Origin of the sequence: Halopseudomonas salina, assembly GCF_014637955.1 — a bacterium.
GTDB lineage: Bacteria > Pseudomonadota > Gammaproteobacteria > Pseudomonadales > Pseudomonadaceae > Halopseudomonas > Halopseudomonas salina.
On record NZ_BMFF01000002.1, the window covers coordinates 503,187 to 527,868 of the forward strand.

Below are 24,682 nucleotides of genomic sequence, written 5' to 3' on the forward strand. Positions count from 1 at the left end.
ATTACCTCGAGCATAGAGCATGTTGCTCGCCAGGGGTAATCGCAGCTGTCACTTGCCCGGGCTAGCGACCACGCAGCCTATAGCCGCGCGAGTTGCCTCCCGGATCAGACGCCGATCAGTGCCTGCAATTCGGCGATTCGGGCGTCCAGAGCCTGGTTGTCAGTGCAACGCAGCGTAGCGTGTCCCACCTTGCGTCCTGCCTTGAATGCCTTGCCGTAGTGGTGCAGATGGCAATCGTCGATCGCGGTGATCTGCTCGATAGGAGGCACTTCGCCAATAAAATTCAACATCGCGCTTTCGCCGACCTTGGCAGTGGAGCCCAGCGGCAAACCGGTTATGGCACGCAGGTGATTCTCGAACTGGCTGCAGCGGGCGCCTTCAATTGTCCAATGCCCTGAATTGTGCACACGAGGGGCGATCTCGTTGGCTTTAAGACCGCCATCAATTTCGAAGAACTCGAACGCCAGTACGCCGACATAATCAAGTTGCTTGAGCACCCGGTGGGCGTAGTCTTCGGCCAGAGCCTGCAGCGGGTGTGCAGCGCTGGCCACCGACAGGCGCAGAATACCCTTGTCATGAACGTTGAGTACCAACGGGTAGAAGGCTGTCTCACCGTTACGACCGCGCACCGCGATCAAAGATACTTCTCCCTGGAACGGCACAAAGCCCTCAAGAATACAGGGCACACTGCCGAGTTCAGCGAAGGCCCCTGTCACATCCTCGGGATGCCGGAGCACCTTCTGACCCTTGCCGTCGTAGCCCAGGGTGCGTGTTTTCATCACCGCAGGTAAACCGATGCGAGTAACTGCCGCTTCCAGATCTGCCTGCGACTGAATATCGGCGAACTCGGGTGTGGGAATGCCGAGGTCCTGGAACATTGATTTCTCGAACCACCTGTCCCGGGCAATGCGCAGAGACTCTGCGTTGGGGAAGACGGGTACGAACTGGGACAGAAAAGCGACCGTGTCGGCAGGCACACTTTCAAACTCGAAGGTGACTACATCACATTCATCAGCCATTTGGCGCAGATGATCGCGGTCGCTGTAGTCGGCGTGGATGTGCTCGCCCAATGCCTGGGCGCAGGCGTCCGCCGCAGGGTCAAGAAACACGAATTGTTGCCCGAGGGGAGTCCCTGCCAGTGCGAGCATACGGCCCAGTTGGCCACCACCGATTACGCCGATCTTCATATATATGTCCTCAGTCCTGTCGGGGGTCCGGGTTATCCAGCACCTTGTCAGTCTGGCGTGTGCGGAACTCCTGAAGCGCCTGATGAAATTGCGGGTGTTTGGCACCAAGAATGCTTGCCGACAATAGCGCGGCGTTGATTGCTCCGGCTTTGCCTATCGCCAGGGTGGCAACCGGCACACCAGCAGGCATCTGCACGATGGACAACAGTGAATCCACACCCGAGAGCATTGACGACTGCACTGGTACGCCAAGTACCGGCAAATGGGTTTTGGCGGCGCACATGCCTGGCAGGTGCGCAGCACCGCCGGCACCCGCGATAATGACTTCAATACCCTTGCCGGCAGCTTCTTCGGCATACTGGAAAAGCAGGTCCGGCGTACGGTGCGCGGAGACGACCTTGACCTCATGGGGTATGCCCAACTGCTCGAGCATATCCACCGTATGACTCAGGGTGGACCAGTCTGATTTGGAGCCCATGATTACGCCAACCAATGCGGTCATCTATCGGTGCCTCGCTTTCTGTTGTGCCGTGCGGTTACGGCAAAAACCAACAAGCCACGGCAGGGTTACTGACGTGGCTTGGCGGAGCAGATCGGGTCCCGGTGTCCGGGTGCGGCCTGCTGACTGTATGAAGCCGCGTAGTATAACCCGAATTGAGGAATATCAGAACTTCTGCGGCCTGAGCACCTCAACGTCTGACAAATAGCAGATCATGGCGTAGTCGTCGTAGTAACGTTCCTGCAGGTGATGGACGATCTGTTCGGCACGCTCCCTACCGCAGACCACCTCCAGGCGGATGTTGCCGTCATTGTCCCAGCCAGCGCTGCGCACGCCTCGGGTGCCACTGCCCCGGGCATCAGAGAGAGTCCAGCCGGGCGCTCCAAGGCGCTGCAGGTCCTTGATGAGCCTGGGTTCCAGGGCTGCTTCGCAGATCAGCGTGAGCAGGGTGCGGGTTGACATGCTCATGGTTGCTCCTCAGGCGGCCAGCCACTCGGCCAGTGAAAGATAAAGGGGAATGCCCACCAGTATATTGAAAGGGAATGTAATGCCCAATGATGCCGTCAGGGACAGCGCCGGATTGGCTTCGGGCAGCGCCAGACGCATTGCGGCAGGCACCGCGATGTAGGAGCCGCTGGCTGCCAGGGTGGCGAGAACAGTAACGCCCCCCACCGTCAGTCCCAGGGCGGTGCCCAAAAGCGCTCCGGCTAGTGCGCCAACTAGCGGAAACGCCAATGCGAACGCCACCAGCCGCGGACCAGTAGTGCGCAGGCTGCCCAGGTGGCGCGACGCAATCAAGCCCATTTCCAGCAGGAAGAACGCCAGTACCGGTTTGAACATGCTGGTATATAGCGGTTCGAGCGGAGCAATCGCTTCCTTGCCGGCGAGTACCCCGATGATCAGGCCGCCGAGCAGCAACATGATGCTCTTGCCCAAGAAGACTTCGTGGCTGAGCGCTTTCCAGTCAGTATCCCGGCGAATGCCCTTGGCCAGCAGAATACCAACAATGATCGCAGGCACTTCAAGCACCGCCACGAAAAGCGGCATATAGCTTTCGAACATGATGTCGCGCGCCAGCAGATAGGCGATTACCACTGCAAAGGTACCGGCGCTGACCGAGCCGTAGTGGGCCGCGATGCTCGCGGCATCGACCCGTGGGAAGCGCAACATGCGGAGCAGCGGAAAGGCTATCAGGGGCAGGGCGATACCCAGCGCCAGGACCGCCAGCGTCTGCCCGAGCAAGGCCGGGCTGGCCTGTTCGGCAAGCTCCACACCCCCATGCAGACCGATCGCCAGCAACAGGATGATCGACAGGGTGTCATACAGCCCCGGTGGAAGTTTCAGTTCGCTCTTCACCAGACCGGCGATCAGACCGAATACAAAGAACAGTACTACCGGATCAAAACCCATGCTTTCCTCCAGGAAAGCAGCTTCAAGCTGCAAGCTTCAAGCTGCAAGCGATCCGGAGTGGTGTGGGGCCTTAGTGCCCGTCAACGACTCCGATCAATCTTGCGGCTTGTAGCTTGGGGCTTGCCGCTGCCCTTATTCTATCTCGATCAATATCTCGCCCGGATTGACCCGGTCGCCCTTGGCCACGTTTACGGCTTTGACGGTACCGCCGATGGCGGCCTGGATTTCGCTTTCCATTTTCATGGCCTCGCTGACCAGTACAGCCTGGCCGGCCTTGACCGTGTCGCCGACCTGGACCAGTACATCGACGACGTTACCGGGCATGTTGGTGGTGACGTGGCCGGGTTGACTCGCCTGCTTGCGCTGGCTGCCCCCGCCGCTACCGGCAAAGGAGTTAAGCGGTTCGAACACGGCTTCCTCGGGCATGCCGTCCAGGCTCAGGTAGAAGTGGCGTTTGCCGTCGCCCTTGACGCTCACACCGGTGATATCAACACGGTAGCTTTCGCCGTGAACGTCAATGATGAACTCGGTCGGTGCGCCGTCTTCCACCATCGGCTTGCCTGGCGCACCTGATACGCTGGGTACGGGGAGCAGTTCTTCGGGCTTGAGTGTGCCGGCGGCGCGCTCTTCCAGGAATTTGCGGCCCATGTCGGGGAACATGGCATAGGTCAGCACGTCCTCTTCGCTTTGCGCCAGGCTGCCGACTTCCGCGCGCAGCTTGTCCATTTCCGGCTTGATGAGATCGGCCGGGCGCACGTCTATGACCTGTTCGTTGCCGATGGCGCGGCGCTGCAGGTCAGCGTCGACCTGGCCGGGGGCCTGACCGTAGCGGCCCTGCAGGTAGAGCTTGACCTCGTTGGTGATGGTCTTGTAGCGCTCGCCAGCCAAGACGTTGAACACCGCCTGGGTGCCGACAATCTGCGACGTCGGGGTCACCAGGGGCGGGAAACCGAGATCGGCGCGTACGCGCGGAATTTCCTCGAAGACTTCCTGAATCCGGTTCAGCGCGTTCTGTTCCTTGAGCTGATTCGCCAGGTTGGACATCATCCCGCCAGGCACCTGGTTGACCTGCACCCGCGTATCCACGCCGGTAAACTCGCTTTCAAACTGGTGATACTTCTTGCGCACGGCATGGAAATACATGCCGATTTCCTGCAATAAGGCCAGATCCAGTCCGGTGTCGTAGGGGGTGCCCTTGAGCGCCGCGACCATGGATTCGGTGCCCGGATGGCTGGTGCCCCAGGCCATGCTGGAAATCGCTGTGTCGATATGGTCCGCACCGGCTTCGATTGCCTTGATCTGGCACATGGCAGCCATGCCGGCGGTATCGTGGGAATGGATGAATACCGGGAGGCTGAGTTCGGCCTTGAGTGCGGTGACCAATTCGGCGGTCGCGAACGGGGTCAGCAGACCGGCCATGTCCTTGATCGCAATGGAATCGATACCCATGGCCGCCATGGCTTTGGCCTGCGCCACGTAGCCTTGCACGTTATGCACCGGACTGGTGGTATAGGCGAGGGTGCCCTGGGCATGCTTACCGGCATCCTTGACCGCTTTGATCGAGGTCTCGAGGTTGCGCACATCGTTCATCGCGTCGAAGATGCGGTACACATCGATGCCGTTCTCTGCCGTTTTGGCGACGAAGGCCTTTACTACGTCATCGCTGTAGTGGCGGTAGCCGAGCAGGTTCTGGCCGCGCAGGAGCATCTGCAAACGGGTATTGGGAAGCGCTTCACGCAACTGGCGTAGACGCTCCCAGGGGTCTTCCTTGAGAAAGCGCACGCAGGCATCGAACGTCGCGCCGCCCCAGACTTCCAGCGACCAGTAACCGACCTGATCGAGCTTGTCGCAGATCGGCAGCATGTCTTCGGTGCGCATGCGGGTGGCCAGCAACGACTGGTGCGCATCGCGCAGGATGGTGTCGGTAACGGTAATCTTGCGTGTGGTGCTCATTTCTTTATCTCCTGATGAGCTGGAAGCCTGAAGCTGGTAGTCGGCTCGCGCGCGGACTGCTTGCAGCTTGAAGCTTGCGGCTTATAGCTGAATTTATAGTCCGGCGTGCGCGGCAATTGCGGTGGCAATGGCCAGCGCCAGTTCTTCGGGTTTGCGTTTGACCGAGTAGCGGGTCAGCTCCGGGTGGCTTTCGACGAAGCTGGTGTCGAATACGCCGCTGCGAAACTCGTCGTTACCCAGAATCTCTGCGTAATAGGCCGCGGTGGTTTTCACACCCTGCAGGCGCATGTCGTCCAGCGCGCGCAGCCCGCGGTCCAGGGCTTCTTCCCAGGTCAGGGCCCAGACGATCAGCTTCAGGCACATGGAATCGTAATAGGGCGGAATGCTGTAACCGGTATAGATCGCCGTATCCACGCGCACACCGGGACCGCCCGGGGCGTAGTAACGGGTGATCTTGCCGAAAGAGGGTAGGAAGTCGTTCTTCGGATCTTCCGCATTGATCCGGAATTGAATGGCGAAACCCCGGTGCTGGATGTCTTCCTGCTTGACCGAGAGCGGCAGACCGGAGGCAATGCGGATCTGCTCACGGACTATGTCGATACCGGTGATCTGTTCGGTGATGGTGTGTTCCACCTGCACCCGAGTGTTCATTTCCATGAAATACACCTCGCCGTCGGCGAGCAGAAACTCCACGGTACCGGCATTTTCGTAACCCACCGCTTGCGCAGCTTTTACCGCCAGATCACCGATGTAGGCGCGCTGCTCGGGAGTCAGCTGCGGGCTGGGTGCAATCTCGATCAGCTTCTGGTTGCGCCGCTGGATCGAGCAGTCACGCTCGAACAGATGCACGGTGTTGCCGTGACTGTCGGCCAGAATCTGCGCTTCGATATGCTTGGGATTGACGATGCACTTTTCCAGGAACACGTCCGCCGAGCCAAAGGCCTTGGTGGCTTCGGAAATGACCCGCGGCCAGGCCTGCTCGAGCTCTGCCTGGGTGTTGCAGCGGCGTATACCGCGGCCGCCACCACCGGAGGTGGCCTTGAGCATGATCGGGTAGCCCACGCGCTCGGCTTCCTTCAGAGCCTCCTGCAGGTCGGCCAGATTGCCTTCGGTACCCGGTGTTACCGGCACGCCGGCCTTGATCATGCTGCGCCGAGCTTCGGTCTTGTCGCCCATGCCGCGGATGACCGAGGCGGCAGGTCCGATGAACTTGATCCCGCGCTCACTACAGATCTCCGCCAGTTCGGCGTTCTCCGACAGAAAGCCATAGCCGGGATGCAGTGCATCACAGCCGGTCTCCACTGCCAGGTTGACCAGTTGCCGGGCATTGAGATAGCCGGAAAGGGGATCGCTGCCAAGACTGTAGGCCTCGTCGGCGCGTTTGACGTGGAGCGCGAAGCGGTCTGCTTCGGAATAGATAGCCACAGAGCGAATGCCCATTTCGGCGCAGGCGCGCACGATACGAACGGCAATTTCGCCACGGTTGGCTATGAGGATTTTCTTGATCACGTCCTGGTTCCTCCTGATGGTGACCGGATACAGGCAAAGTACGCCAGAGAGAAAAGCAAGAGAAATGAATAATAATTGGATTATCCATTAGTAATTGCTTATACATAGGTGGAACAGTCGCAATACAAGGGTAGACCAGAGTGCGTAAGACACTTTTGAGGATGACGCTACGGCAGCTTCAGGTATTCCGCGCAGTATGTAGTTGCCACTCCTTCAGCCGCGCAGCGGAGGACATGGCCCTTACCCAGTCGGCAGTCAGCCAGCAGATCAGGCAACTGGAAGAGCAGGTCGAGCAGCCGCTGTTCGAATATGTAGGCCGCAAGCTGTACCTCACCGAAGCGGCTAACAGTCTGCTGGCGGCCAGCGAAGATATATTTGCGCGTCTGGAAAGTCTGGATATGAGTCTTTCGACTTTGCAGGGCAATTTGCAGGGCGAGCTGCGTCTGGCCGTGGTCAGCAGCATTCAGTACCTGACACCTCACCTGCTCGCTGCCTTTCGTGAGCACTATCCGGGAGTGTCATTCCGGCTCGAAATCGCCACCCGGGGCCAGGTCATTCAACGCCTGCGCGACAATCTGGATGATGTAGTGCTGATGGGGCTGGTGCCGGAGGACCGGGCTCTGGAGTTCTTTCCATTCCTTAACAACCCGATTATCGCCGTGGCCAATACGGATCATCCGCTGGCACGGCGCAGCGACCTATCGCTTGCCGAGATCGAGGGAGTGATGGTGCTGCAGCGTGAGCCGGGCTCGGGAACACGCAAGGCCAGTGATGATTTTCTTCAGGAAAAACGGGTGCATCTACAGCAATCAATGCAACTGGGCTCAAGCGAAAGCCTGATCCAGGGAGCAATAGCTGGCCTGGGTATCGCTCTTGTGTCTGGCCACGCGGCTTCGGCATTTATCCGCAGTGGCGCTCTGGTGCGCCTGGATTTCACCGAGCTGCCGCTGTATCGCAGCTGGTGCGCTGTGCATGCGCGTGGCAAGCGACTCAGCCCTGTGGCCCAGGCTTTTCTGGCATTTCTCCGCTCCGAACGGGCTCAGATACGGGGCCTGGCAGAGCAGTTCAATGCCTGATAGCGGTAAACCGGATAATCAATGCATCCAGATACCCGGACGCCTCGCTTCGATGATGTCCGGGAAGTCGCATACTTGGGCGTGCAGCGCCTGACTTTCCCGATACTCCTCGATCGCCCTGCGATAGGCCATGCGCTTGCGATCTTCATTCTGCCGGCGCTGTTTACGTACCGAGCTGCTGCCATCTTCGAAATCGGAATCAAAAGACATTGTGGTTCTCCGCTGTGTGAGTACCTGATCAACTTGCGCGCCGAGGATGACGGGATGGTTACAGAACGGTGAAACAACCTTGAATTTGAGGCTGAGTAAAGGAAGGGGCCGATTCCAGAGGAGGAGCAGTCGACTTGCTCACAGAAACACATCGGGTATGGAGGGGTGCAGGATCAAGAAGCAGAGGGGAGTTTCGAGGATATGTCTCCTCCCTGACCTGCTTGCACTTCGTCCATTTCCCGGGCCGGATAGTAGCGGATTGAAAGACGTGACTGCCAGTTGCCCTGGTTCTCATGCTGACAGTCTTCTTCAGTATCGAAGTGCACGTTCACGGCTATGTCATCCACTTGCATATGCGCCTCACGCAGTGCGGTTGCGGTCAGCTGATACAACAGCCTGCCGCTACCTGCTTCCAGAGCGTTCGTGAGGCTGGCGCGCGTATTGAAAACCCATACAACATGAATCCCCGTCGGATCGAGGTAACCCTCGGCTAGCGGTATAAGCCATGCCAGACCAGGCACTTCCGGCTTGGCGAGCTCAAGCGACCGGTGTAACGCCGCAAGCAGGCGCTTCGACGTTATCTGATGGTCGGGGTTCACTATGGAATACTCCTGCCGGCTGTGCCGGTCCTGTAAAAGGTCATACTTCGCGAACATGGCGCTCGAGTTGCTCCTGGCGTTGCTTGGCTTCGATGCTGAGTGTGGCAGTCGGGCGCAGTAGAAGCCGACGCAGCCCGATAGGGTCACCTGTTTCCGCACACCAGCCGTATTCCCCGCTGGCAACACGATCAAGCGCCTGATCGATCTTGTCGAGCAGCCGTTTTTCGCGCTCCAGCATATGCAGCTGCGATTGACGCTGTTCCTCGGCACTGCCCACGTCTCCAGGATCGGAAGGCATTTCGTATTCACGCAGCCCCTGAAAGTCGCGATCTATTCTTTCGCGCAGCTCTTCACGCTCTGTGGTCAGCAGGTGCTTGAAGAATGCCAGCTGGGATTCGCTCATGTACTCATCGGCTGGTTGCGCGAGAAGTTCTTCCTTGGTCAATAGAGATGTTCCCATGGTGAATGGCCTGTGTTGTCCTGTGGCCTAATTCAGAGCGCTTTCAGCGGGTAAAAGTTCCGTATCGTGGGCCTGGGAGCCAGTAACGACTTTCCGAGAGCAAATGTGAGTTGAGCGTGCGCTGCTTTCGCAATGGGTGAAGCTGACGCACAATATCCTGACCGCAACTGGCAGCCAGATGGAAATGAGTTGATGGAACAACGGGGCACGTTATCGAGTTGGGATGACAACAAGGGCTTTGGCTTTATCCAGCCGGAGGGCGGCGGCGCAAAGCTTTTCGTGCATATCTCCGTGATGCGTGGCGACGCGCGGCCAAGTCAGGGCGACACTGTTCTTTATCTGGCAGGCAAGGATGAGCAAGGCCGTCTGCGAGCGACGCACATGCGTGGTGAGGGGCTGAGTATTGATATGGCATCGATCCGTCGCAAGCCTCGGGAAGCGGGAGCTGACAAGCGTGAAAGACCGGCTCCGGTCGCTGCGAGGAAACCGCAGAGCAAAAGTATTCCGCGCACTGCCGGTATTCAGAATCTGCCACTCAAGTTGATGATCTGGGTCGGGCTCTGCGCCCTTCCAGGGTCCGGCTCGTTGATGCTGTACCTGCAACAGGGCTGGATAGCGCCGCTGGCAGCGTACTTGGCAATCAGCGTGATCAGTTTTCTGATGTACCGATCCGACAAGCGCAGTGCCCGCGAGTCAGGTCAGCGTACCCCTGAGAATCTGCTGCACCTGTCCGAGCTGTTAGGGGGGTGGCCCGGGGCCTTGATTGCCCAGCAGCGTTTCCGGCACAAGACCCGGAAGACCTCGTACCAGACTATCTTCTGGCTGATAGTGGCAACCCATCAGCTGTTCTGGGCTGACAGGCTGCTGCTGGATGGAAAATACCTGGCGCGTGTACTGGGCAACTGAGGCTTATACCGCCACACCCAGTTCACGCAGGTAATCATCATAGGTGCCGTTGAAGTCGGTCACGCCGTTTTCGTTCAGCTCGATGATGCGGGTTGCCAGGCTGGATACGAACTCCCGGTCATGGCTGACGAAGATCAGCGTGCCGGGGTAGTTTTCCAGTGCCAGGTTGAGCGCCTCGATGGATTCCATATCCAGGTGGTTGGTCGGTTCGTCCATGATCATCACGTTGGCTTTCTGCAGGATCAGCTTGCCAAACAGCATGCGGCCCTGCTCACCGCCGGAAATCACTTTCACCGATTTCAGAATGTCATCGTTGGAAAACAGCATACGGCCCAGGGTGCCGCGCACCAGCTGCTCGCCACCGGTGGTCCACTGCGACATCCAGTCGAACAGGGTCCAGTCGTTTTTGAAATCGTCGGCATGTTCCTGAGCGAAATAGCCCAGGTCGGCACTTTCGGCCCATTTGACGGTGCCGGACATTGGCGGTAACTCGTCCACCAGTGTGCGCAGCAAAGTGGTTTTGCCGATGCCGTTGGGCCCGATGATCGCTACCCGTTCGCCGGCTTCGATTTGCAGGCTCAGGTTCTTGAACAGTGCCTCTCCGTCGAAACCCTGGCTGACCTGATCAAGGATCACCGCCTGGCGGTGCAGCTTCTTGTTCTGATCGAAGCGGATGAAGGGGCTAATGCGGCTGGAAGGCTTGACCTCATCGAGCTGGATCTTGTCGATCTGCTTGGCGCGGCTGGTCGCCTGCTTGGCCTTGGAGGCGTTGGCGGAGAAGCGGCTGACGAAGGTCTGCAGCTCGGCGATCTGCGCCTTCTTCTTGGCGTTGTCGGAGAGCAGACGCTCGCGGGCCTGAGTTGCGGCCATCATGTATTCATCGTAGTTGCCTGGGAACAGGCGCAACTCGCAGAAATCCAGGTCCGCCATGTGCGTACATACGCTATTGAGGAAGTGGCGATCGTGGGAAATGATGATCATGGTGCTGTTGCGCATGGTCAACTGACTTTCCAGCCAACGAATGGTATTGATATCCAGGTGGTTGGTCGGCTCGTCCAGCAAGAGCACTTCCGGATCGGAAAACAGCGCCTGGGCCAGCAGCACACGCAGCTTCCAGCCGGGGGCGATCTCGCTCATCGGGCCGCTGTGCTGGGCTAACGGAATGCCCAGGCCAAGCAGCAGCTCGCCAGCACGGGATTCAGCGGTATAGCCGTCCATTTCAGCGAACTCGGTCTCCAACTCGGCGACTTTCATGCCGTCTTCTTCGCTCATTTCCGCCATCGAATAGATGCGGTCCCGTTCGGCATGCACCTTCCACAGTTCTTCATGACCCATGATGACGGTGTCCAGCACGCTGTATTTTTCGTAAGCGAACTGGTCTTGACGCAATTTACCCAGGCGCACATTGGGCTCGAGCATCACCTGACCGCCCGAGGGCTCCAGATCACCGCCAAGGATTTTCATGAAGGTGGATTTACCCGAGCCGTTGGCGCCGATCAGGCCGTAACGGTTACCACCGCCAAACTTGACTGACACGTTCTCGAAAAGAGGCTTGGCCCCGAACTGCATGGTGATATTGGCGGTGGAGATCAAAAGAATGTCCTGCGGGAAAAGAATGGGTGGTCATCGGGCGCTGTACCGGGCCAGAAAACCGGACCGCGTATTCTACGGGCAATGCTTGTTTATTGACAGGGGCGTCCGACGAGCGTAGGGCACACCCGCCAGCACCGCGCAATCAGGAGAAAGGCGTCTGCCTCACGGCTCCAGCAGCGGCAGTGTCAGACAGAAATCAATCGAGCCATCCGCCTGATCGGCGCATACGGAACCCTCGTGCGCCTGGACGATTGCCGCACAGATGTACAGTCCCATGCTCAGGCCGCTTTGCTCCGGCATGGCGCTATCACTGGTCACGGGCTGAAAAAGTCCTGCCATCTGTTCTGCGCTGAGCGGGTCAATCTGACTGCTGACGGTCAGCTTGCTGGTGTCATTCTGCCTTTGCAGATTAATAACAGTGGGTGTATGGGGTTTACTCTGCTGGCTTGCGTTATTCAGAAGGTGCGCAACAACCTCGGTGTAGCGTTCGGCGTCAACCATCGCATGTATGCCGGGTTCGATCCGGGCTTCAATGATCAGATCCGCATATAGCTTCTGCTCGTCTTCCAGAACCGATTTGAGCAGAGCCGACAGATTGGTCGCTACCGGGTTGATACTGATCTTGTTGCCTGACTGCAACTGGTTGAGGTCGCGTACCTGAGCCAGCATGCGATTCATTTTCCTGCCCGCAGCAATAATGTGCCGGTTCAGCTCGATGTCACGTTCGTTTTGCGGGCGAAGCAGGGCAGCGGACATGGTTATGGACTGCAGCGGATTGGACAGGTCGTGCCCGAGCCTGGCGATAAGGCCCTGTTGCACGCGGTTGGCCGTCACGGCCCGTTGCAGGCAGGCTTCGAGTAAATCGCCACGCAGCGCATTGGCTGCCCCAATGTCGACTTCGCTCCAGCCCTCGGCCTGATCCGGTTGCTCATCGCGGAACCACATGATCCAGCCGTCTTCCGGAGGACAAAAGCAGATAGCCAGCACGGGATTTCCAGCGCCGCTATCCAGGTTCTGCATATCGCTGTTATAGGTGCCACATACGCCGGCTGCATGCAGGGAGGCAAGGGTTGCAAGTGCCCGTTGCTCGCAGCCGCCCCTCAGGCTGGCTACCTCCTGGTTAACGACGATAGCCGCTGAGTCGCAGACAACGGTGCCCGCAAGATTCAATTGAGGGTTACTCAGACAGTTTAGTAACTCTTCAGAGCCTTGAACGGCGAGAAGCAGAGAGGGTCGAGTATCGGGCGGGTTCCCGGCGGCTGGTAAATCCTGAGGTGGGTTGGTTTCGGGAGTACTCGACGTCGTCATGCTAGGTCCTGATGATGTAGGGTCTTGGCGAAATGCATTAGTCGTGCTGAGTCCGGTTTGCCCGTTGGGGCCGGTTTCCATGGGGTACTACCGTCTCGCCATGTTCAGTCAATTGTGATCATAAGCTGCAAAATGGGAAGTTTTTTTTGCTTTATGCAGCCCCGTGAGTCAACTGCGCAAGGGTCTCGGCCAATAACTCAATATCGTAGGGCTTGCAGAAAACGGGTCGGTTCACCCACTCAGCTGGCAGCCCCAGGGACCCGAAGCCGGTAGTGAACGCAAAGGGTACGCCCTTTTCTTCGAGCAACCGCGCCACCGGATATACTTCCCGCCCACCCAGATTGACATCCAGTAGTGCTCCATCCAGATCGAGGGTTTCGGCCAGGGATCCAGCCTGTTCTATGGTCGAAGCAATGGCAACTATGCTGAATCCATGGTCTGTCAGTACTTCCTCTAGCAGCTCTGCGATAACAGGCTCGTCTTCTACAATCAATATTCGGGGCATCGGGTGAATTTACCTTGTCTTGACGTGCTGCGAACGGCCCGCAGCGCTCATCGATAAGCGATGGCTAACAGTGTCTGATTGCTACAAACACAAGTCGTTCCAATCAAGTCGTTCCAGTCACGCATGTCTTGAGCGTTGGCAGGCCGATAAATGCCTCGCGTAAGCAGCCCGGAAGTCTTGGCGCAAATCAATCGTTGTTGTCGAGATTGCGCTGCCCAGCCTTATGGGTCAGGCGAAGTCCGCGTAAACTGCGTTTGACATTCTTCAGGTGATTGACCAGCGCCGGCCCTCGGCGCATCGCCATGCCCATGGCGAGTACATCGATAACCACCAGGTGGGCGATGCGCGACGACAAGGGGGTATAGATATCCGTGTCTTCGGTCACGTCGATTGCGATGTGTATCTGCGCGAGCTCAGCCAGCGGGGTGTGGCTGGGGCACAGACTGATGAGCGTAGCGCCGGTTTCTCTGACCAGCGCGGCTGAATGCAGCAAGTCCTTGGTGCGGCCGGTCTGGGAAATGGTCACGGCCACATCCTGTGGCCCCAATGTAACGGCTGACATCGCCTGCATATGCGGGTCGGAATAGGCGGCAGTGGACACCTGCAGGCGGAAGAATTTGTGCTGCGCATCGCTGGCCACGGCGCCTGATGCTCCAAAGCCATAAAACTCCACCCGCCGGGCATCGCTCAGCGCTTCGATCGCCCGCTCCACCTTATGCGGGTCCAGACGTTCACGCACGTCCATCAGCGTGGCCAGCGTAGTATCAAATATCTTGTGGGCGAGCTGACCGACATTGTCGTCCTCACTGATGGAGAACTGACCGAAACTGGCCCCGGCAGCCAGGCTCTGGGCCAGACGCAGTTTGAGATCCTGAAACCCGGTACAGCCTATAGCCCTGCAGAACCGGACGATGGTGGGTTCACTGATACCCACTTCCCGCGCGAGATCGGCCATCGACGAATGCATGACGTCGGCCGCGTGACCAAGCACATGGTCGGCGACCTTGAGTTCGGATTTGCGCAGTTGCTGACGGCTGGCGGCAATGTGCTGGAGCAGGTTCACGTGGGCTTCATAGGTTTTGGCTTCGTGGTAGTCTGGGTTCGACAACATGGGATTTCTTGTAGTTATACTACAAATCCTTTCCCCCTGCCTCCATCCGGGAGAATGAGCGTGTCGGTGCAATACAGCGAACCTTGCGACATAGTGGTGTTCGGCGGAACCGGAGATCTGGCCCTGCGCAAGCTCTTGCCGGCGCTGTATTACCTTCACCGTGACCGCCATCTGCACCCAGACAGCCGAATTCTTGCACTCGCGCGCGCGCGACACGATGACAACGGCTACCGACGTCTTGCGCAGCGGCACCTGGGGCAATACCTTCCCCCTGGTGATTTCGAACAGGCTACCTGGGACACTTTTGCTGCACGCCTGGATTACATGACCCTGGACGCCAGCCAACGTGTGGAATTTCCGCGTCTGGCCAAGGTACTGGCAACCCGTCCGGACCGGATCAGGGTCTTCTATCTGGCGACTTTCCCGGAGTTGTTTGCCGCCACGGCGCAGCACCTGGCATCCGTTGGCCTGGCCGACAAACAGGCCCGCATCGTGCTCGAGAAACCCCTTGGCCAGAGTCTGGAAACTGCCAATCAGATCAACGATGGCATCGGTGCAGTCTTTGACGAGTCCAGGGTATTTCGTATCGACCACTATCTGGGCAAGGAAACCGTGCAGAACCTGCTGGCATTGCGCTTCGGCAACGCACTATTCGAGCCCCTTTGGCGCAACGCGCATATCGACCATGTGCAGATCAGTGTTCTGGAAACCGTGGGGGTAGAGAACCGCGGAGCCTACTACGATAACGCTGGGGCGATGCGCGATATGGTGCAGAACCACCTGCTGCAGTTGTTGTGTCTGGTCGCGATGGAAGCACCTGTGCATTTTGAACCCGAAGCAGTCCGTAACGAGAAGCTGAAGATCCTCGACGCCCTGCGGCCGATCACCGGTCTGGACGTGCAGGACCGTACGGTACGCGGTCAGTATTCCCGCGGCGTGCGTGCCGGGGAGAAGCTCCCGGCCTATTATTTTGAGAAAAATGTGGATCACGACAGTAACACCGAAACCTTCGTCGCACTCAAGGTGGAGGTGGATAACTGGCGCTGGGGTGGTGTGCCTTTCTATCTGCGCACCGGCAAGAGTCTGGCGCAGCGCAAGTCCGAGATTGTCATTCAGTTCAAGCCGGTGCCTTACCGGTTATTTGGTCAGGGTAGTGATGCGCCGGAGCATAATCGCCTGGTCATCCGCCTGCAGCCCGACGAGAGCATCCGGCTGTCGTTGATGGCGAAGAGCCCCGGGCGGGGCATGAGCCTGCAGGATGTGGATCTGGATCTGAATTTTGCCGAGGCATTCAACAAGCGCCGCTGGGATGCCTATGAGCGGTTGCTGCTGGATGTGATCAGTGGCGATGCGACGCTGTTCATGCGCCGTGACGAGATTGAGGCAGCCTGGCGTTGGGTAGATCCGATTATTCAGGGCTGGGACGACTGCTATCGCTCGCCCAAGCGCTATGCCGCCGGCAGTTGGGGGCCTGTAGCGGCTGACAGCCTGCTCGATCGGCTTGGGCATCGCTGGCTGGATCAGCGCTAGAGCAAGCCACAATGCGGCTTGTCAGCTCGTTATACCTCTGTGCTTTCAGTCAGCAGTGCAGTGAAGTCCGCAGCGGACACGGGCCGGCTTATCAGGTAGCCCTGTACCTCATCGCACAGGTGCTCCTTGAGAAACTCCAGCTGACCATCATGCTCGACGCCTTCGGCCACCACGATCAGATCCAGGCTATGTGCCATGGCGATGATCGCCCGAATGATCGCCGCGTCCTGGCTGCGCTCGCTTTGCGGAACCTGTTCTTCCAGTTCGCCAATAAACGCCCGGTCGATTTTCAGGGTCGAGATAGGGAAGCGCTTCAGATAGGCGAGGGAAGAATAGCCGGTGCCAAAGTCATCGATCGCCAGACGAATACCCATCTGTTGTAGCTGGGCTATATTTTCAGCGACGGCATCCACGTGCTCGAGCAGCATACTTTCGGTCAGCTCGAATTCCAGCAGGCTGGCGGGCAGCTGGGAGTGGTCGAGTATCTGCTGCACCCGCGCTGCAAAGTTGGATTGACGCAGTTGCTGGACCGACAGATTGACGGCCACGCATATCGGCGCTGGGCCGCGGTGATACCACTCGCTCGCCTGCAGACAGGCTTTGGTGAGCACGGCGTCGCCCAGGGCGACAATCATGCCTGTTTCCTCGGCAATATCGATAAAGGCGCCTGGTAACAGCAACCCCTGTTCCGGATGCTGCCAGCGTACCAGTGCCTCGGCGCCCTGTATGCGGTCGCTGGCCAGATGCAATTTGGGCTGGTAGTAGACAATCAGCTGGTCTTCGTCCAGAGCCTTGCGCAGTTGATTTTCCAGCTGCAGGCGTTCGAGGCTGTAGCCGGGTAGTTGTTCGGTAAAGAACTGGAAGCTGTTACCGCCCAGATGTTTGGCATGCTGCATTGCCTGGTTGGCTTGAGTGATCATGACCAGGCTGTCACGTGCCGAATTGGGGAACTCGCTGATCCCGATGGAGGCTGTGACTACCAGCTCGTGTTCGCCGATACTCAGCGGCAGGCGCAGGAATTCCAGCACTGTGCTGGCGCGATATTCCAGGCGCTCACGGCTGGTGTCCTGCTCGACAATAATGACAAACTCGTCAGCTGAAAGCCTCGCCAGGGTGTCGTGCTCCGGGGTGATCTCGCGCAGGCGCAACGCCACCTGACGAAGAAGCTCGTCGGCAACGGTGTGACCCAGGGTATCGTTGATGTGCTTGAAGCGGTCCAGGTCCACATGCATCAGCGCGAGCTTCTGCCCGTGCTGCCGGGCCCTGGCCGTGGACTCCTGCAAGCTTTGGGTAAACATACTGCGATTCGCCAGCTCGGTGAGGCTGTCGTGGCTGCTGAGGTATTGCAATTGCTCTTCGGTCTGCCGGCGGACACTCAGATCAGCAAAGAAACCGACATAATGAGTGACGTTGCCGTTGACGTTGCGCACGACGGTCAGCTGCAACCATTGCGGATACAGCTCGCCGCTTCGCCGCTGGCTTATACGCTCACCTTCCCAGCGATCATTGTTCTGCAGAATGTCACGCAGTGCCTTGAAGCTCAGCTGGTTCTTGGTGGTCTTGTTGGTGTCCGCGATGGGCAGGCCCAGCACTTCTTCCGCGGCATAACCGGTGATAACGCTGAATGCGTTATTCACCGTGAGAATGCGCAGATCCGGGTCCAGAATAAAGATACCTTCGGCTGTTGCCTCGAACACCGTTGCTGCCAGCTGCGCCTGTTCATCCTGGAGCTTGCGCGCACTGATATCGCGGCGGGTGCCGATCATCCGACGGACACGGCCGTTGGCGTCCCGCTCCACAGCCCGACCACTGTCCTCTACCCAGATCCATTGGCCGTTGGCGTGTCTGACACGGTATTCGATACGGTAGGATCCAGTACGCATCTGCATGTGGCTTACCAGGGTATCGCGGACCATCTCGGTGTCATCGGGGTGCACTCGCGGTGATAAATGCGCGCGCATGGAGGTAACGGAGCCTGGCGGCAGCCCGAAAATTTCCTCGAGGTGGGAATGCACTACCTCGTCGGTTTCCAGATTCCAGTCCCACAACCCCAACTGACTGGCATTCATCGCCAGTGTGAGTTGAGCTTCGCTGGATTTGAGGGCGGCGCTGGCCTGCTCCAGTTCAGCGGTTCTCAGCGCGACACGCTCCTCGAGCACGCCGTGGCTGTCGCGCAGACCCTGTTCGGCTTGTCTTCGTTGCTGGATTTCCTGCGTCAGCTGAAAATTGAGGTCTTCTGCCTGGCGACGTGATTCCTCGAGGCGGGCTGCCAATTGCTCGTTATGCAGGCTGGCTTGTAATGCAAGACCCAGGGAGCGGTTGATAAACGCCGCACCCATCAACAGACAGCAGAACAGTATGCTACCCATGAGTCCCCAGTAGGGGCTGGACGCATCATTCTGCAGCAATAGGTACAGGCTCGGCATCAACCAGGCGGGCACGGTGAAGGCCAGGAAGGCAACATAGCGGAAGGCGTAGATAACGCTGACGCACAGCGTGATGCCCGCGGTCAGAGCATAGGCCGGCGCCTGCAGCATGAAGTTGTCTGCGGGCACCAGGGCGATATGCACCCAGCCCAGACACAGGCCCGAGGCCACATTTCCCAGGATCAACATGGCCGGCCAGCGCAGACGCACGCGTTGCGAATCGGACGCGCTCTGGTAGCGGCGTACCAGCATCACACGCAGTAATGTCAGGGCCCCCAACACAGCAGCCCAACCGAGCAGTCCAGCGTGATCCGTATGCGCCCACAGCAAGGGTATCATTGCCACAGCGTTGAACATGATCAGCCACTGGGGCAGCCGCGCAAAGGCGAACAGCATATCCAGCGCGCGCAGACGCAGATGCTGGCGGGGCACAGCCGGTTGTGTGATTGGCGCAAACGTCATTGTGACGTGATTCCCTCGGGACTCGATGACTCTTGTTATATTTCAATCGAATGCAACCTTACACCACCACCCTGGCCTGGCACAGCCCCAGACCCCTTGATAATTTTAAAACAACCCCTCTGGGCTGGTCATTGCAGCCATTTCTTCCGGCTTCGCTGTGGGGGCTGATAGAATGCTGCGATGGATATCTCACATCTGCTCAATTCCCTGAATGACGCCCAACGCCAGGCGGTGACCGCTGCGCCCGGCCAACAACTGGTTCTGGCTGGCGCCGGCTCCGGCAAAACCCGTGTTCTGGTGCACCGCATTGCCTGGCTGGTCGAGGTCGAAAAGGCCTCGCCCTGGAGCATTCTGTCGGTCACCTTTACCAACAAGGCCGCCCACGAGATGCGTCACCGCATCGAGCAGCTGCTCGGCATCTCGCCACAGGGCATGTGGGTGGGTACCTTCCACGGTCTGGCCCACCGGCTGCTGCGCGCCCACTGGCGCGAAGCCGGTCTGGCCGAGCAGTTCCAGATACTCGACAGCGATGACCAGTCGCGGATCGTCAAACGGGTGATCCGCGAGCTGGGGCTGGACGAGAATCAGTGGGCACCACGTCAGGCCCAGTGGTGGATCAACGGCCAGAAGGATGAAGGCTTGCGGCCTCAGCATATACAGCCTGCAGGTGATCTGTTTCTGACCAACATGCTGCGGATCTACCAGAGCTACGAACAGGCCTGCGCCCGCGCCGGCGTGGTGGACTTTGCCGAACTGTTGCTGCGCTCGCTGGAGCTTTGGCGCGACAACGACTCCCTGCGTGAGCAGTACCAGGCACGGTTCCGCCATATGCTGGTGGATGAGTTCCAGGATACCAACGCTGTGCAGTACGCCTGGCTGCGCCTGATCGCCGGCAAGACCCCCAGCCTGATGGTTGTGGGCGACGATGATCAGTCGATTTACGGCTGGCGCGGCGCCAAGATCGAGAACATCCATCAGTTCCAGCGTGACTATCCCAACTCCGAGCTGATCCGGCTTGAGCAGAACTACCGTTCCACGGCCACTATTCTCAAGGCAGCCAATGCCTTGATCGAACAGAACGCTGGTCGCATGGGCAAGGAGCTGTGGACCGAAGACAGTGAAGGCGAGCCGATCGCGCTCTATGCCGGTTTCAATGAGCAGGACGAAGCGCGTTTTATCGTCGAGCGCATCGATCAGGCCGTGTCCGAGGGCATGTCGCGCAGCGAGATTGCCATTCTTTACCGCTCCAACGCCCAGTCACGTGTGTTGGAAGAGGCGTTACTGCGCGCCGCTATTCCCTATCGTATTTATGGCGGCCAGCGTTTTTTCGAGCGCGCGGAGATCAAGAACGCCATGGCCTATATGCGGCTGGTCGCCAACCGCGGTGATGACGGCGCCCTGGAGCGAATCATCAACCTGCCCACCCGCGGCATTGGCGACAAGACCGTCGAGGCTTTGCGTCAACACGCGCGCCAGCAGGACGTGTCCATGTGGCAGGCTGCCTGTGACCTGCTGGATAACAAGGGCTTACCCGGTCGCGCTGCCAACGCCGTCCAGACGTTCTGCGAGTTGATCGAAGAAATCACCGTGCGGGTCGAGGGCGTACCCCTCTACAGCATGGCCCAGCAGGTCATCGAACAGAGCGGGCTGCTGCGCTTTCACGAGAACGAAAAGGGCGAAAAGGCCCAGGCTCGCGTCGAGAACCTTGAAGAACTGGTCTCCGCCGCGCGTGCCTTCGAGAACGACCAGGCCGACGAAGAGGCCGAGGGCGACACGCTGCTCGCATTCCTCGCCCATGCCTCCCTGGAGGCGGGTGAGACCCAAGCCGACCGTTTCGAGGACAGCGTGCAACTGATGACCCTGCACAGTGCCAAGGGTCTGGAATTCCCCCTGGTGTTCCTCGCGGGTGTAGAAGAGGGCCTGTTCCCGCACAAGATGAGTCTGGAAGAGCCGGGCCGTCTGGAAGAAGAACGTCGCCTGGCTTACGTGGGTATTACCCGCGCGATGCAGCAACTGGTGATTACCTGGGCGGAAACCCGCCGCCTGTATGGCAGCGAAACCTTCAACAAGGTCTCGCGATTTGTGCGTGAAATTCCGGCCGAACTGATTCAGGAGGTCCGCCTGGGAAGCCAGGTAAGCCGCCCCTTCGGACCAGCCAAAACCGGTATGTTTGCCGCAGAAGCCTCGGAAAGCACCGGCTTTGCCCTCGGCCAGCGGGTGCTGCATTCGCTGTTTGGCGAAGGCGTGGTACTCAATTACGAAGGCCAGGGCGCCCAGGCCCGCATCCAGGTCAACTTTGACGACGAAGGCAGCAAGTGGCTGATGGTTGCCTACGCCAAGCTGCAGGCACTCTAGGCTCGTGAGCTCGCAGCGGCAAGCGGCAAGCGGCAAGCCGCAAGCCGCAAGCCGCAAGCTTCAAGCAGATTGTCGAGGCGAAAAGTTCCAGATTTGTCCGCTGCACTGCAGCATTAAAAAAGTTGAAGAAGACCACCATCAAAAATGCAGAATGCACGGCCAGCTTGTCGCTTGAAGCTTGCCGCTTGGAGCTCAAATAATGAAAAGACGCCAACTCCTTACCGCCGCCGGTCTCGGCCTCGGCGCCGTTGCCTTAACTGGCTGTTCAGACCAGACCACCCCCACCGGCGAGCAGAGCAGCCAGCCCGAACAACGCTTCAAGTGGAAGATGGTCACCTCCTGGCCGAAGAACTTCCCGGGTCTGGGCACGACCGCCGAGCGTTTTGCTGGCACCGTCAACGCCCTGTCCAATGGCCGTCTCACCGTGCAGGTGTTCGCCGCAGACGAACTGGTACCCGCGCTGGAAGTGTTCGATGCAGTCTCCAGCGGCACCGCCGAACTGGGCCACAGCGCAGCCTATTACTGGAAGGGCAAGAGCGCGGCAGCCCCGTTCTTTACGGCTGTCCCTTTCGGCATGAACGCCCAGGAAATGAACGCCTGGCTATATGAAGGCGGCGGGTTGCAGCTCTGGCAGGAAGCCTATGCCAGCAGCGGCGTACTGCCGCTGCCCTGTGGCAATACCGGCGTGCAGATGGCGGGCTGGTTCAACAAGGAGATCAACAGCCTGGAAGACCTGCGCGGCCTGAAGATCCGCATGCCCGGCTTTGGCGGTGAGGTATTGGCCCGCGCGGGTGCGACCACAGTTAATCTACCCGGCAGTGAAATTTTCAGTGCACTGCGCAACGGGGTGATCGACGCTACCGACTGGGTCAGCCCCTACAACGACCTGGCCTTCGGGCTGCACCAGGCCGCCAAGTACTATTACTACCCCGGTTGGCAGGAGCCCTGCGCGGTGCTGGAACTGAGCATCAATCAGACCGCCTTCGAGCAACTACCGGATGATCTGCAGACCATCGTCCGCGAAGCCGCACGTGCCACCAACCAGTACATGCTGGATGAGTACACCCGGCGCAACGCCGATGCACTCAACACGCTCGTCAACGAGCACAAGGTTGAGTTGCGCCGCCTGCCGGATGAAGTACTCGACCGCCTGCGCGAACTGTCTGCCCAGGTACTGGAAGAAACCGCCAACGCCGATCCCCTCAACCGTCAGGTCTGGGACTCGATGGAAGCCTTCCGCGAGAAGGTATGGGCCTATCACGCCATCAGCGAACAGGCGATGTACGGCCTGCGCGGCTGAAGCCTCTGGCGCTCAACCTCCCTGGACGAGCGCCGCTCTGGTTACTTTCCGGTAGTGGCAATCTGCGATAAAGCGGGGCAGTATGGCCTGAACAGCAGGCATGGATGCCAACCCCATTTGTGCTCTGCAATGGAGTCAGCGCTTTTGCGTTGGGGGAACAAGGAGGAGTCACTAATATCATGCTGCATTCAAATTTTCGCGTTTATCTCACAGCACCGACCCCTTGCCTGCGTCGCTAGAAAGAACCAGGGTTCAGGTCTTGCCTTCTGCCTCTCTGCTGAGGTCATCGCTTGAATTTCAAGAGGGTATCTGACCCCTCGGCGTTACCGCGAGCAAAATGCTGCTATTTGCTTGGCATGCCTACTAACTGCCTGATATGCATACCTGGTTGCGACCACTCGCCTTTGCTCGATACAAGGCCTCATCTGCGGCGTTGGCGTAGGTCAGATTGCTGTCCTGTTCTGTGGGTATCCAGGCAGCAACGCCGATGCTGATGGTGAAGCTGAGATTGCCTTCGGGAAGTCTGATTTCCAGCTTGGCGATAGCCGAGCGAATCTGTTCGGCCACAGCAGCGGCGCTGACAGCAGGCATGCTGTAGAACACGGTGGCAAACTCTTCGCCACCAATGCGGGCGGCACACTCGGTCTCACGGCGGCTGTACTCGCTCAGCGTCTGACCTACCGCTGCGAGGCATTCGTCACCGATACTGTGGCCGAATTTATCGTTGATGTGCTTGAAGTGATCGACATCCAGCATCAGAAAAGCAACTGGTACGCCATTGGTACGACCTTGTTCGATGGCGGCACTGACTTGCTCTTCAAATCCGCGTCTGTTGCTTAACCCCGTCAGAGAATCGGTGTTACTCAGCCGCTTGAGTTCCAGGTTGGCCTGCTCAAGTTGTCGGGTGCGTGAGGCAACGCTGGATTCCAGTAGCGCGGTGTTTTCTTCTTGCATGAGCAGCAAGGCGTCCTGTGCCTGCAAGCGGGAGGCCTTTTCACGGTTGATACGTTCAGCCAGTGCAACAGACAGCAGCAGAAACTCCAGGATGAATCCCGCCAGCTGTGTGGAGCGGATTGAGTTGGTCATGGGTATTATCCCGGCCATTGCCAGGGTGATGCCCAGGGTAGCGCACACCAGTCCTGTCCAGGCCACCAGAAAATAGCCGGCGGAAATACTGCCACGCCGCCAACATACAACAGCAATAACGATGGCCGCGACGCAGGTGAGAGAACCGCCGTGCTCAATATGCACATACCCGATAGCTTGGGGGGCGAAGGCAGAGACCAGGGCAGCACATAACCAATAGGCCAGCACTACATGGCTTAAATGCAGCAGCCAGCCACCTTGGCGACGGAGTTCTAGAAACTGGCGTTCAAACAAAGCGGCGCCGAAGAAGCCGAGGCTTACCGATAATACCGTGGCCCGCGAAACCAGCCAGGGGGAATCCCACCACAGAAAATAAGGCCCAAAGCTGAACACGCTGGCGACGTAAAAGGCCCCGCTCAGCACATAGGCACAGTAAAAAAGATAGGCCGCGTCCCGGGTAAAAATGAACAGCGACGCGTTGTACAACATCATCACTAACATGGCGCCAAAGAAGGCGCCCATCAGCAGATTGTTGTCGCGCTCTGCCTTCGGCAGTTCCGAGGGGGCAAGCAGGCGAAATGGCAAGAGCATGGGCGCGTTGGTTTCAAGCCGCAGGTATACCTCGGCTTCACCAGGAGGCAGGCTCAGCGGCAAGACTTGAAGCGGGCTGTTGACGGCGCGCCTGTGGGGTGCCACGCCGTCACCGGTATGAACGCCCGCAGACCATTCACCGTGCGTTGTGTCCAGAATCCGAGCTTCGATCTGGGTGAAGCTCCAGTCCACTAGCAGCAGTCTTTTGACCTCATCTGCTGCATGGTTGGTTATATGAAAACGCACCCAGGCGCCTTCGGGCCGATAGCCTATGTTGAGGGTAGGTTGATCAGAGGTCTGCCAGCGTGTCGCAAAAGCCTGCTCAGTTACTGCGCTGAAAGACGCGGAACTTGGAGCGAGCAGGTATTCTACCGCGTTGATCTCCGTGGTACTTGCGGCGTTAGCGACCTGCGCGGGCAGACAGAGTGCCGCCCACACTACAAGCGTCAGAATTACATTATTAAAAAGGCGAGTAGCGGTTAGCTGCATCGGTTTTTAGGTCTTATTGGATGAGCAAGCTTTTGCCTAGTCTAGAAATAAAGCACTGACGTTGCACGCACTTGCTATCTTTAGTTGTAACTGGAGCCAGGCAGTCGAAGTCGTCGC

Annotated in this window: 20 protein-coding genes; 5 read left to right on the top strand and 15 right to left on the bottom strand. The window is 58.6% G+C overall.

Annotation, left to right across the window (positions count from 1 at the left end):
- Positions 1–104: 104 nt before the first annotated feature.
- The 6 genes from IEV54_RS06240 to IEV54_RS06265 all read right to left on the bottom strand — a co-directional run bounded on the left by IEV54_RS06240 (position 105) and on the right by IEV54_RS06265 (position 6,558).
- Entirely contained in the window at positions 105–1,187 is a 1,083-nt protein-coding gene (locus IEV54_RS06240; RefSeq protein WP_150276467.1) for a 5-(carboxyamino)imidazole ribonucleotide synthase, read from the bottom strand.
- Positions 1,188–1,197: 10 nt separating this feature from the next.
- Positions 1,198–1,689, bottom strand: a complete 492-nt coding sequence (gene purE, locus IEV54_RS06245; RefSeq protein ID WP_150276468.1) for a 5-(carboxyamino)imidazole ribonucleotide mutase — start codon at positions 1,687–1,689, stop codon at positions 1,198–1,200.
- Between the two features lie 162 nt (positions 1,690–1,851).
- Complete coding sequence (locus tag IEV54_RS06250) at positions 1,852–2,154, bottom strand: P-II family nitrogen regulator (RefSeq protein ID WP_150276469.1); 303 nt, start codon at positions 2,152–2,154, stop codon at positions 1,852–1,854.
- Positions 2,155–2,163: 9 nt separating this feature from the next.
- Complete coding sequence (locus IEV54_RS06255) at positions 2,164–3,096, bottom strand: sodium-dependent bicarbonate transport family permease (RefSeq protein ID WP_150276470.1); 933 nt, start codon at positions 3,094–3,096, stop codon at positions 2,164–2,166.
- Between the two features lie 132 nt (positions 3,097–3,228).
- Complete coding sequence (gene oadA, locus IEV54_RS06260; RefSeq protein WP_150276471.1) at positions 3,229–5,049, bottom strand: sodium-extruding oxaloacetate decarboxylase subunit alpha; 1,821 nt, start codon at positions 5,047–5,049, stop codon at positions 3,229–3,231.
- Positions 5,050–5,142: 93 nt separating this feature from the next.
- The gene (locus IEV54_RS06265; protein ID WP_150276472.1) at positions 5,143–6,558 is read right to left on the bottom strand and encodes an acetyl-CoA carboxylase biotin carboxylase subunit; all 1,416 of its coding nucleotides are present in this window, start codon (positions 6,556–6,558) and stop codon (positions 5,143–5,145) included.
- Between the two features lie 155 nt (positions 6,559–6,713).
- Here IEV54_RS06265 and IEV54_RS06270 point away from each other — a divergent pair, with 155 nt between their 5' ends.
- The gene (locus tag IEV54_RS06270; protein WP_194434074.1) at positions 6,714–7,634 is read left to right on the top strand and encodes a LysR family transcriptional regulator; all 921 of its coding nucleotides are present in this window, start codon (positions 6,714–6,716) and stop codon (positions 7,632–7,634) included.
- A gap of 18 nt (positions 7,635–7,652) precedes the next feature.
- Here the strand turns inward: IEV54_RS06270 and IEV54_RS06275 are convergent, their stop codons facing one another.
- The 3 genes from IEV54_RS06275 to IEV54_RS06285 all read right to left on the bottom strand — a co-directional run bounded on the left by IEV54_RS06275 (position 7,653) and on the right by IEV54_RS06285 (position 8,888).
- Positions 7,653–7,844 (bottom strand): PA3496 family putative envelope integrity protein, encoded by a 192-nt coding sequence (locus IEV54_RS06275; RefSeq protein ID WP_150276474.1) that lies wholly within the window; start codon positions 7,842–7,844, stop codon positions 7,653–7,655.
- A 173-nt stretch (positions 7,845–8,017) separates the two neighbouring features.
- On the bottom strand, positions 8,018–8,500 hold the full coding sequence (locus IEV54_RS06280) for a hypothetical protein (protein ID WP_150276475.1): 483 nt from the start codon (positions 8,498–8,500) through the stop codon (positions 8,018–8,020).
- Positions 8,484–8,888 (bottom strand): TraR/DksA C4-type zinc finger protein, encoded by a 405-nt coding sequence (locus IEV54_RS06285; protein ID WP_150276724.1) that lies wholly within the window; start codon positions 8,886–8,888, stop codon positions 8,484–8,486. Before IEV54_RS06285 ends, IEV54_RS06280 begins: the two co-directional genes overlap by 17 nt.
- 207 nt (positions 8,889–9,095) lie before the next feature.
- On the opposite strand from IEV54_RS06285, the gene IEV54_RS06290 reads away from it, so the two are divergent.
- Positions 9,096–9,809: a DUF1294 domain-containing protein gene (locus tag IEV54_RS06290; protein WP_150276725.1), complete on the top strand. Its 714-nt coding sequence runs from the start codon at positions 9,096–9,098 to the stop codon at positions 9,807–9,809.
- Between the two features lie 3 nt (positions 9,810–9,812).
- Here IEV54_RS06290 and IEV54_RS06295 read toward each other — a convergent pair whose 3' ends face one another.
- The 4 genes from IEV54_RS06295 to hexR all read right to left on the bottom strand — a co-directional run bounded on the left by IEV54_RS06295 (position 9,813) and on the right by hexR (position 14,278).
- Positions 9,813–11,402, bottom strand: a complete 1,590-nt coding sequence (locus tag IEV54_RS06295; RefSeq protein ID WP_150276476.1) for an ABC-F family ATPase — start codon at positions 11,400–11,402, stop codon at positions 9,813–9,815.
- A 162-nt stretch (positions 11,403–11,564) separates the two neighbouring features.
- Complete coding sequence (locus IEV54_RS06300; RefSeq protein WP_188434343.1) at positions 11,565–12,710, bottom strand: sensor histidine kinase; 1,146 nt, start codon at positions 12,708–12,710, stop codon at positions 11,565–11,567.
- 151 nt (positions 12,711–12,861) lie between these two features.
- Entirely contained in the window at positions 12,862–13,215 is a 354-nt protein-coding gene (locus tag IEV54_RS06305) for a response regulator (protein WP_150276478.1), read from the bottom strand.
- Between the two features lie 187 nt (positions 13,216–13,402).
- On the bottom strand, positions 13,403–14,278 hold the full coding sequence (gene hexR, locus IEV54_RS06310; RefSeq protein ID WP_150276726.1) for a transcriptional regulator HexR: 876 nt from the start codon (positions 14,276–14,278) through the stop codon (positions 13,403–13,405).
- Positions 14,279–14,380: 102 nt separating this feature from the next.
- On the opposite strand from hexR, the gene zwf reads away from it, so the two are divergent.
- Positions 14,381–15,856, top strand: a complete 1,476-nt coding sequence (gene zwf / locus IEV54_RS06315) for a glucose-6-phosphate dehydrogenase (protein ID WP_150276479.1) — start codon at positions 14,381–14,383, stop codon at positions 15,854–15,856.
- Positions 15,857–15,885: 29 nt separating this feature from the next.
- On the opposite strand, the gene IEV54_RS06320 is transcribed toward zwf, so the two are convergent.
- On the bottom strand, positions 15,886–18,744 hold the full coding sequence (locus tag IEV54_RS06320; RefSeq protein WP_150276480.1) for a putative bifunctional diguanylate cyclase/phosphodiesterase: 2,859 nt from the start codon (positions 18,742–18,744) through the stop codon (positions 15,886–15,888).
- A gap of 180 nt (positions 18,745–18,924) precedes the next feature.
- On the opposite strand from IEV54_RS06320, the gene uvrD reads away from it, so the two are divergent.
- Together uvrD and IEV54_RS06330 are read left to right on the top strand one after the other, a co-directional pair.
- Positions 18,925–21,099: a DNA helicase II gene (gene uvrD, locus IEV54_RS06325; RefSeq protein ID WP_150276481.1), complete on the top strand. Its 2,175-nt coding sequence runs from the start codon at positions 18,925–18,927 to the stop codon at positions 21,097–21,099.
- A gap of 199 nt (positions 21,100–21,298) precedes the next feature.
- Positions 21,299–22,399, top strand: a complete 1,101-nt coding sequence (locus IEV54_RS06330; RefSeq protein ID WP_150276482.1) for a TRAP transporter substrate-binding protein — start codon at positions 21,299–21,301, stop codon at positions 22,397–22,399.
- Positions 22,400–22,762: 363 nt separating this feature from the next.
- On the opposite strand, the gene IEV54_RS06335 is transcribed toward IEV54_RS06330, so the two are convergent.
- On the bottom strand, positions 22,763–24,565 hold the full coding sequence (locus tag IEV54_RS06335; RefSeq protein WP_150276483.1) for a sensor domain-containing diguanylate cyclase: 1,803 nt from the start codon (positions 24,563–24,565) through the stop codon (positions 22,763–22,765).
- Positions 24,566–24,682: the final 117 nt, after the last annotated feature.

Excerpts from the sequence above, each read along its gene's own strand:
- IEV54_RS06335 (WP_150276483.1), bottom strand. The coding sequence starts at position 24,565 with ATGCAGCTAACCGCTACTCGCCTTTTTAATAATGTAATTCTGACGCTT.
- IEV54_RS06320 (WP_150276480.1), bottom strand. The coding sequence starts at position 18,744 with ATGACGTTTGCGCCAATCACACAACCGGCTGTGCCCCGCCAGCATCTG.
- zwf (WP_150276479.1), top strand. The coding sequence starts at position 14,381 with ATGAGCGTGTCGGTGCAATACAGCGAACCTTGCGACATAGTGGTGTTC.
- purE (WP_150276468.1), bottom strand. The coding sequence starts at position 1,689 with ATGACCGCATTGGTTGGCGTAATCATGGGCTCCAAATCAGACTGGTCC.
- IEV54_RS06250 (WP_150276469.1), bottom strand. The coding sequence starts at position 2,154 with ATGAGCATGTCAACCCGCACCCTGCTCACGCTGATCTGCGAAGCAGCC.
- oadA (WP_150276471.1), bottom strand. The coding sequence starts at position 5,049 with ATGAGCACCACACGCAAGATTACCGTTACCGACACCATCCTGCGCGAT.
- IEV54_RS06330 (WP_150276482.1), top strand. The coding sequence starts at position 21,299 with ATGAAAAGACGCCAACTCCTTACCGCCGCCGGTCTCGGCCTCGGCGCC.
- IEV54_RS06300 (WP_188434343.1), bottom strand. The coding sequence starts at position 12,710 with ATGACGACGTCGAGTACTCCCGAAACCAACCCACCTCAGGATTTACCA.
- IEV54_RS06240 (WP_150276467.1), bottom strand. The coding sequence starts at position 1,187 with ATGAAGATCGGCGTAATCGGTGGTGGCCAACTGGGCCGTATGCTCGCA.
- IEV54_RS06255 (WP_150276470.1), bottom strand. The coding sequence starts at position 3,096 with ATGGGTTTTGATCCGGTAGTACTGTTCTTTGTATTCGGTCTGATCGCC.
- IEV54_RS06280 (WP_150276475.1), bottom strand. The coding sequence starts at position 8,500 with ATGTTCGCGAAGTATGACCTTTTACAGGACCGGCACAGCCGGCAGGAG.
- IEV54_RS06290 (WP_150276725.1), top strand. The coding sequence starts at position 9,096 with ATGGAACAACGGGGCACGTTATCGAGTTGGGATGACAACAAGGGCTTT.
- IEV54_RS06275 (WP_150276474.1), bottom strand. The coding sequence starts at position 7,844 with ATGTCTTTTGATTCCGATTTCGAAGATGGCAGCAGCTCGGTACGTAAA.
- uvrD (WP_150276481.1), top strand. The coding sequence starts at position 18,925 with ATGGATATCTCACATCTGCTCAATTCCCTGAATGACGCCCAACGCCAG.
- IEV54_RS06305 (WP_150276478.1), bottom strand. The coding sequence starts at position 13,215 with ATGCCCCGAATATTGATTGTAGAAGACGAGCCTGTTATCGCAGAGCTG.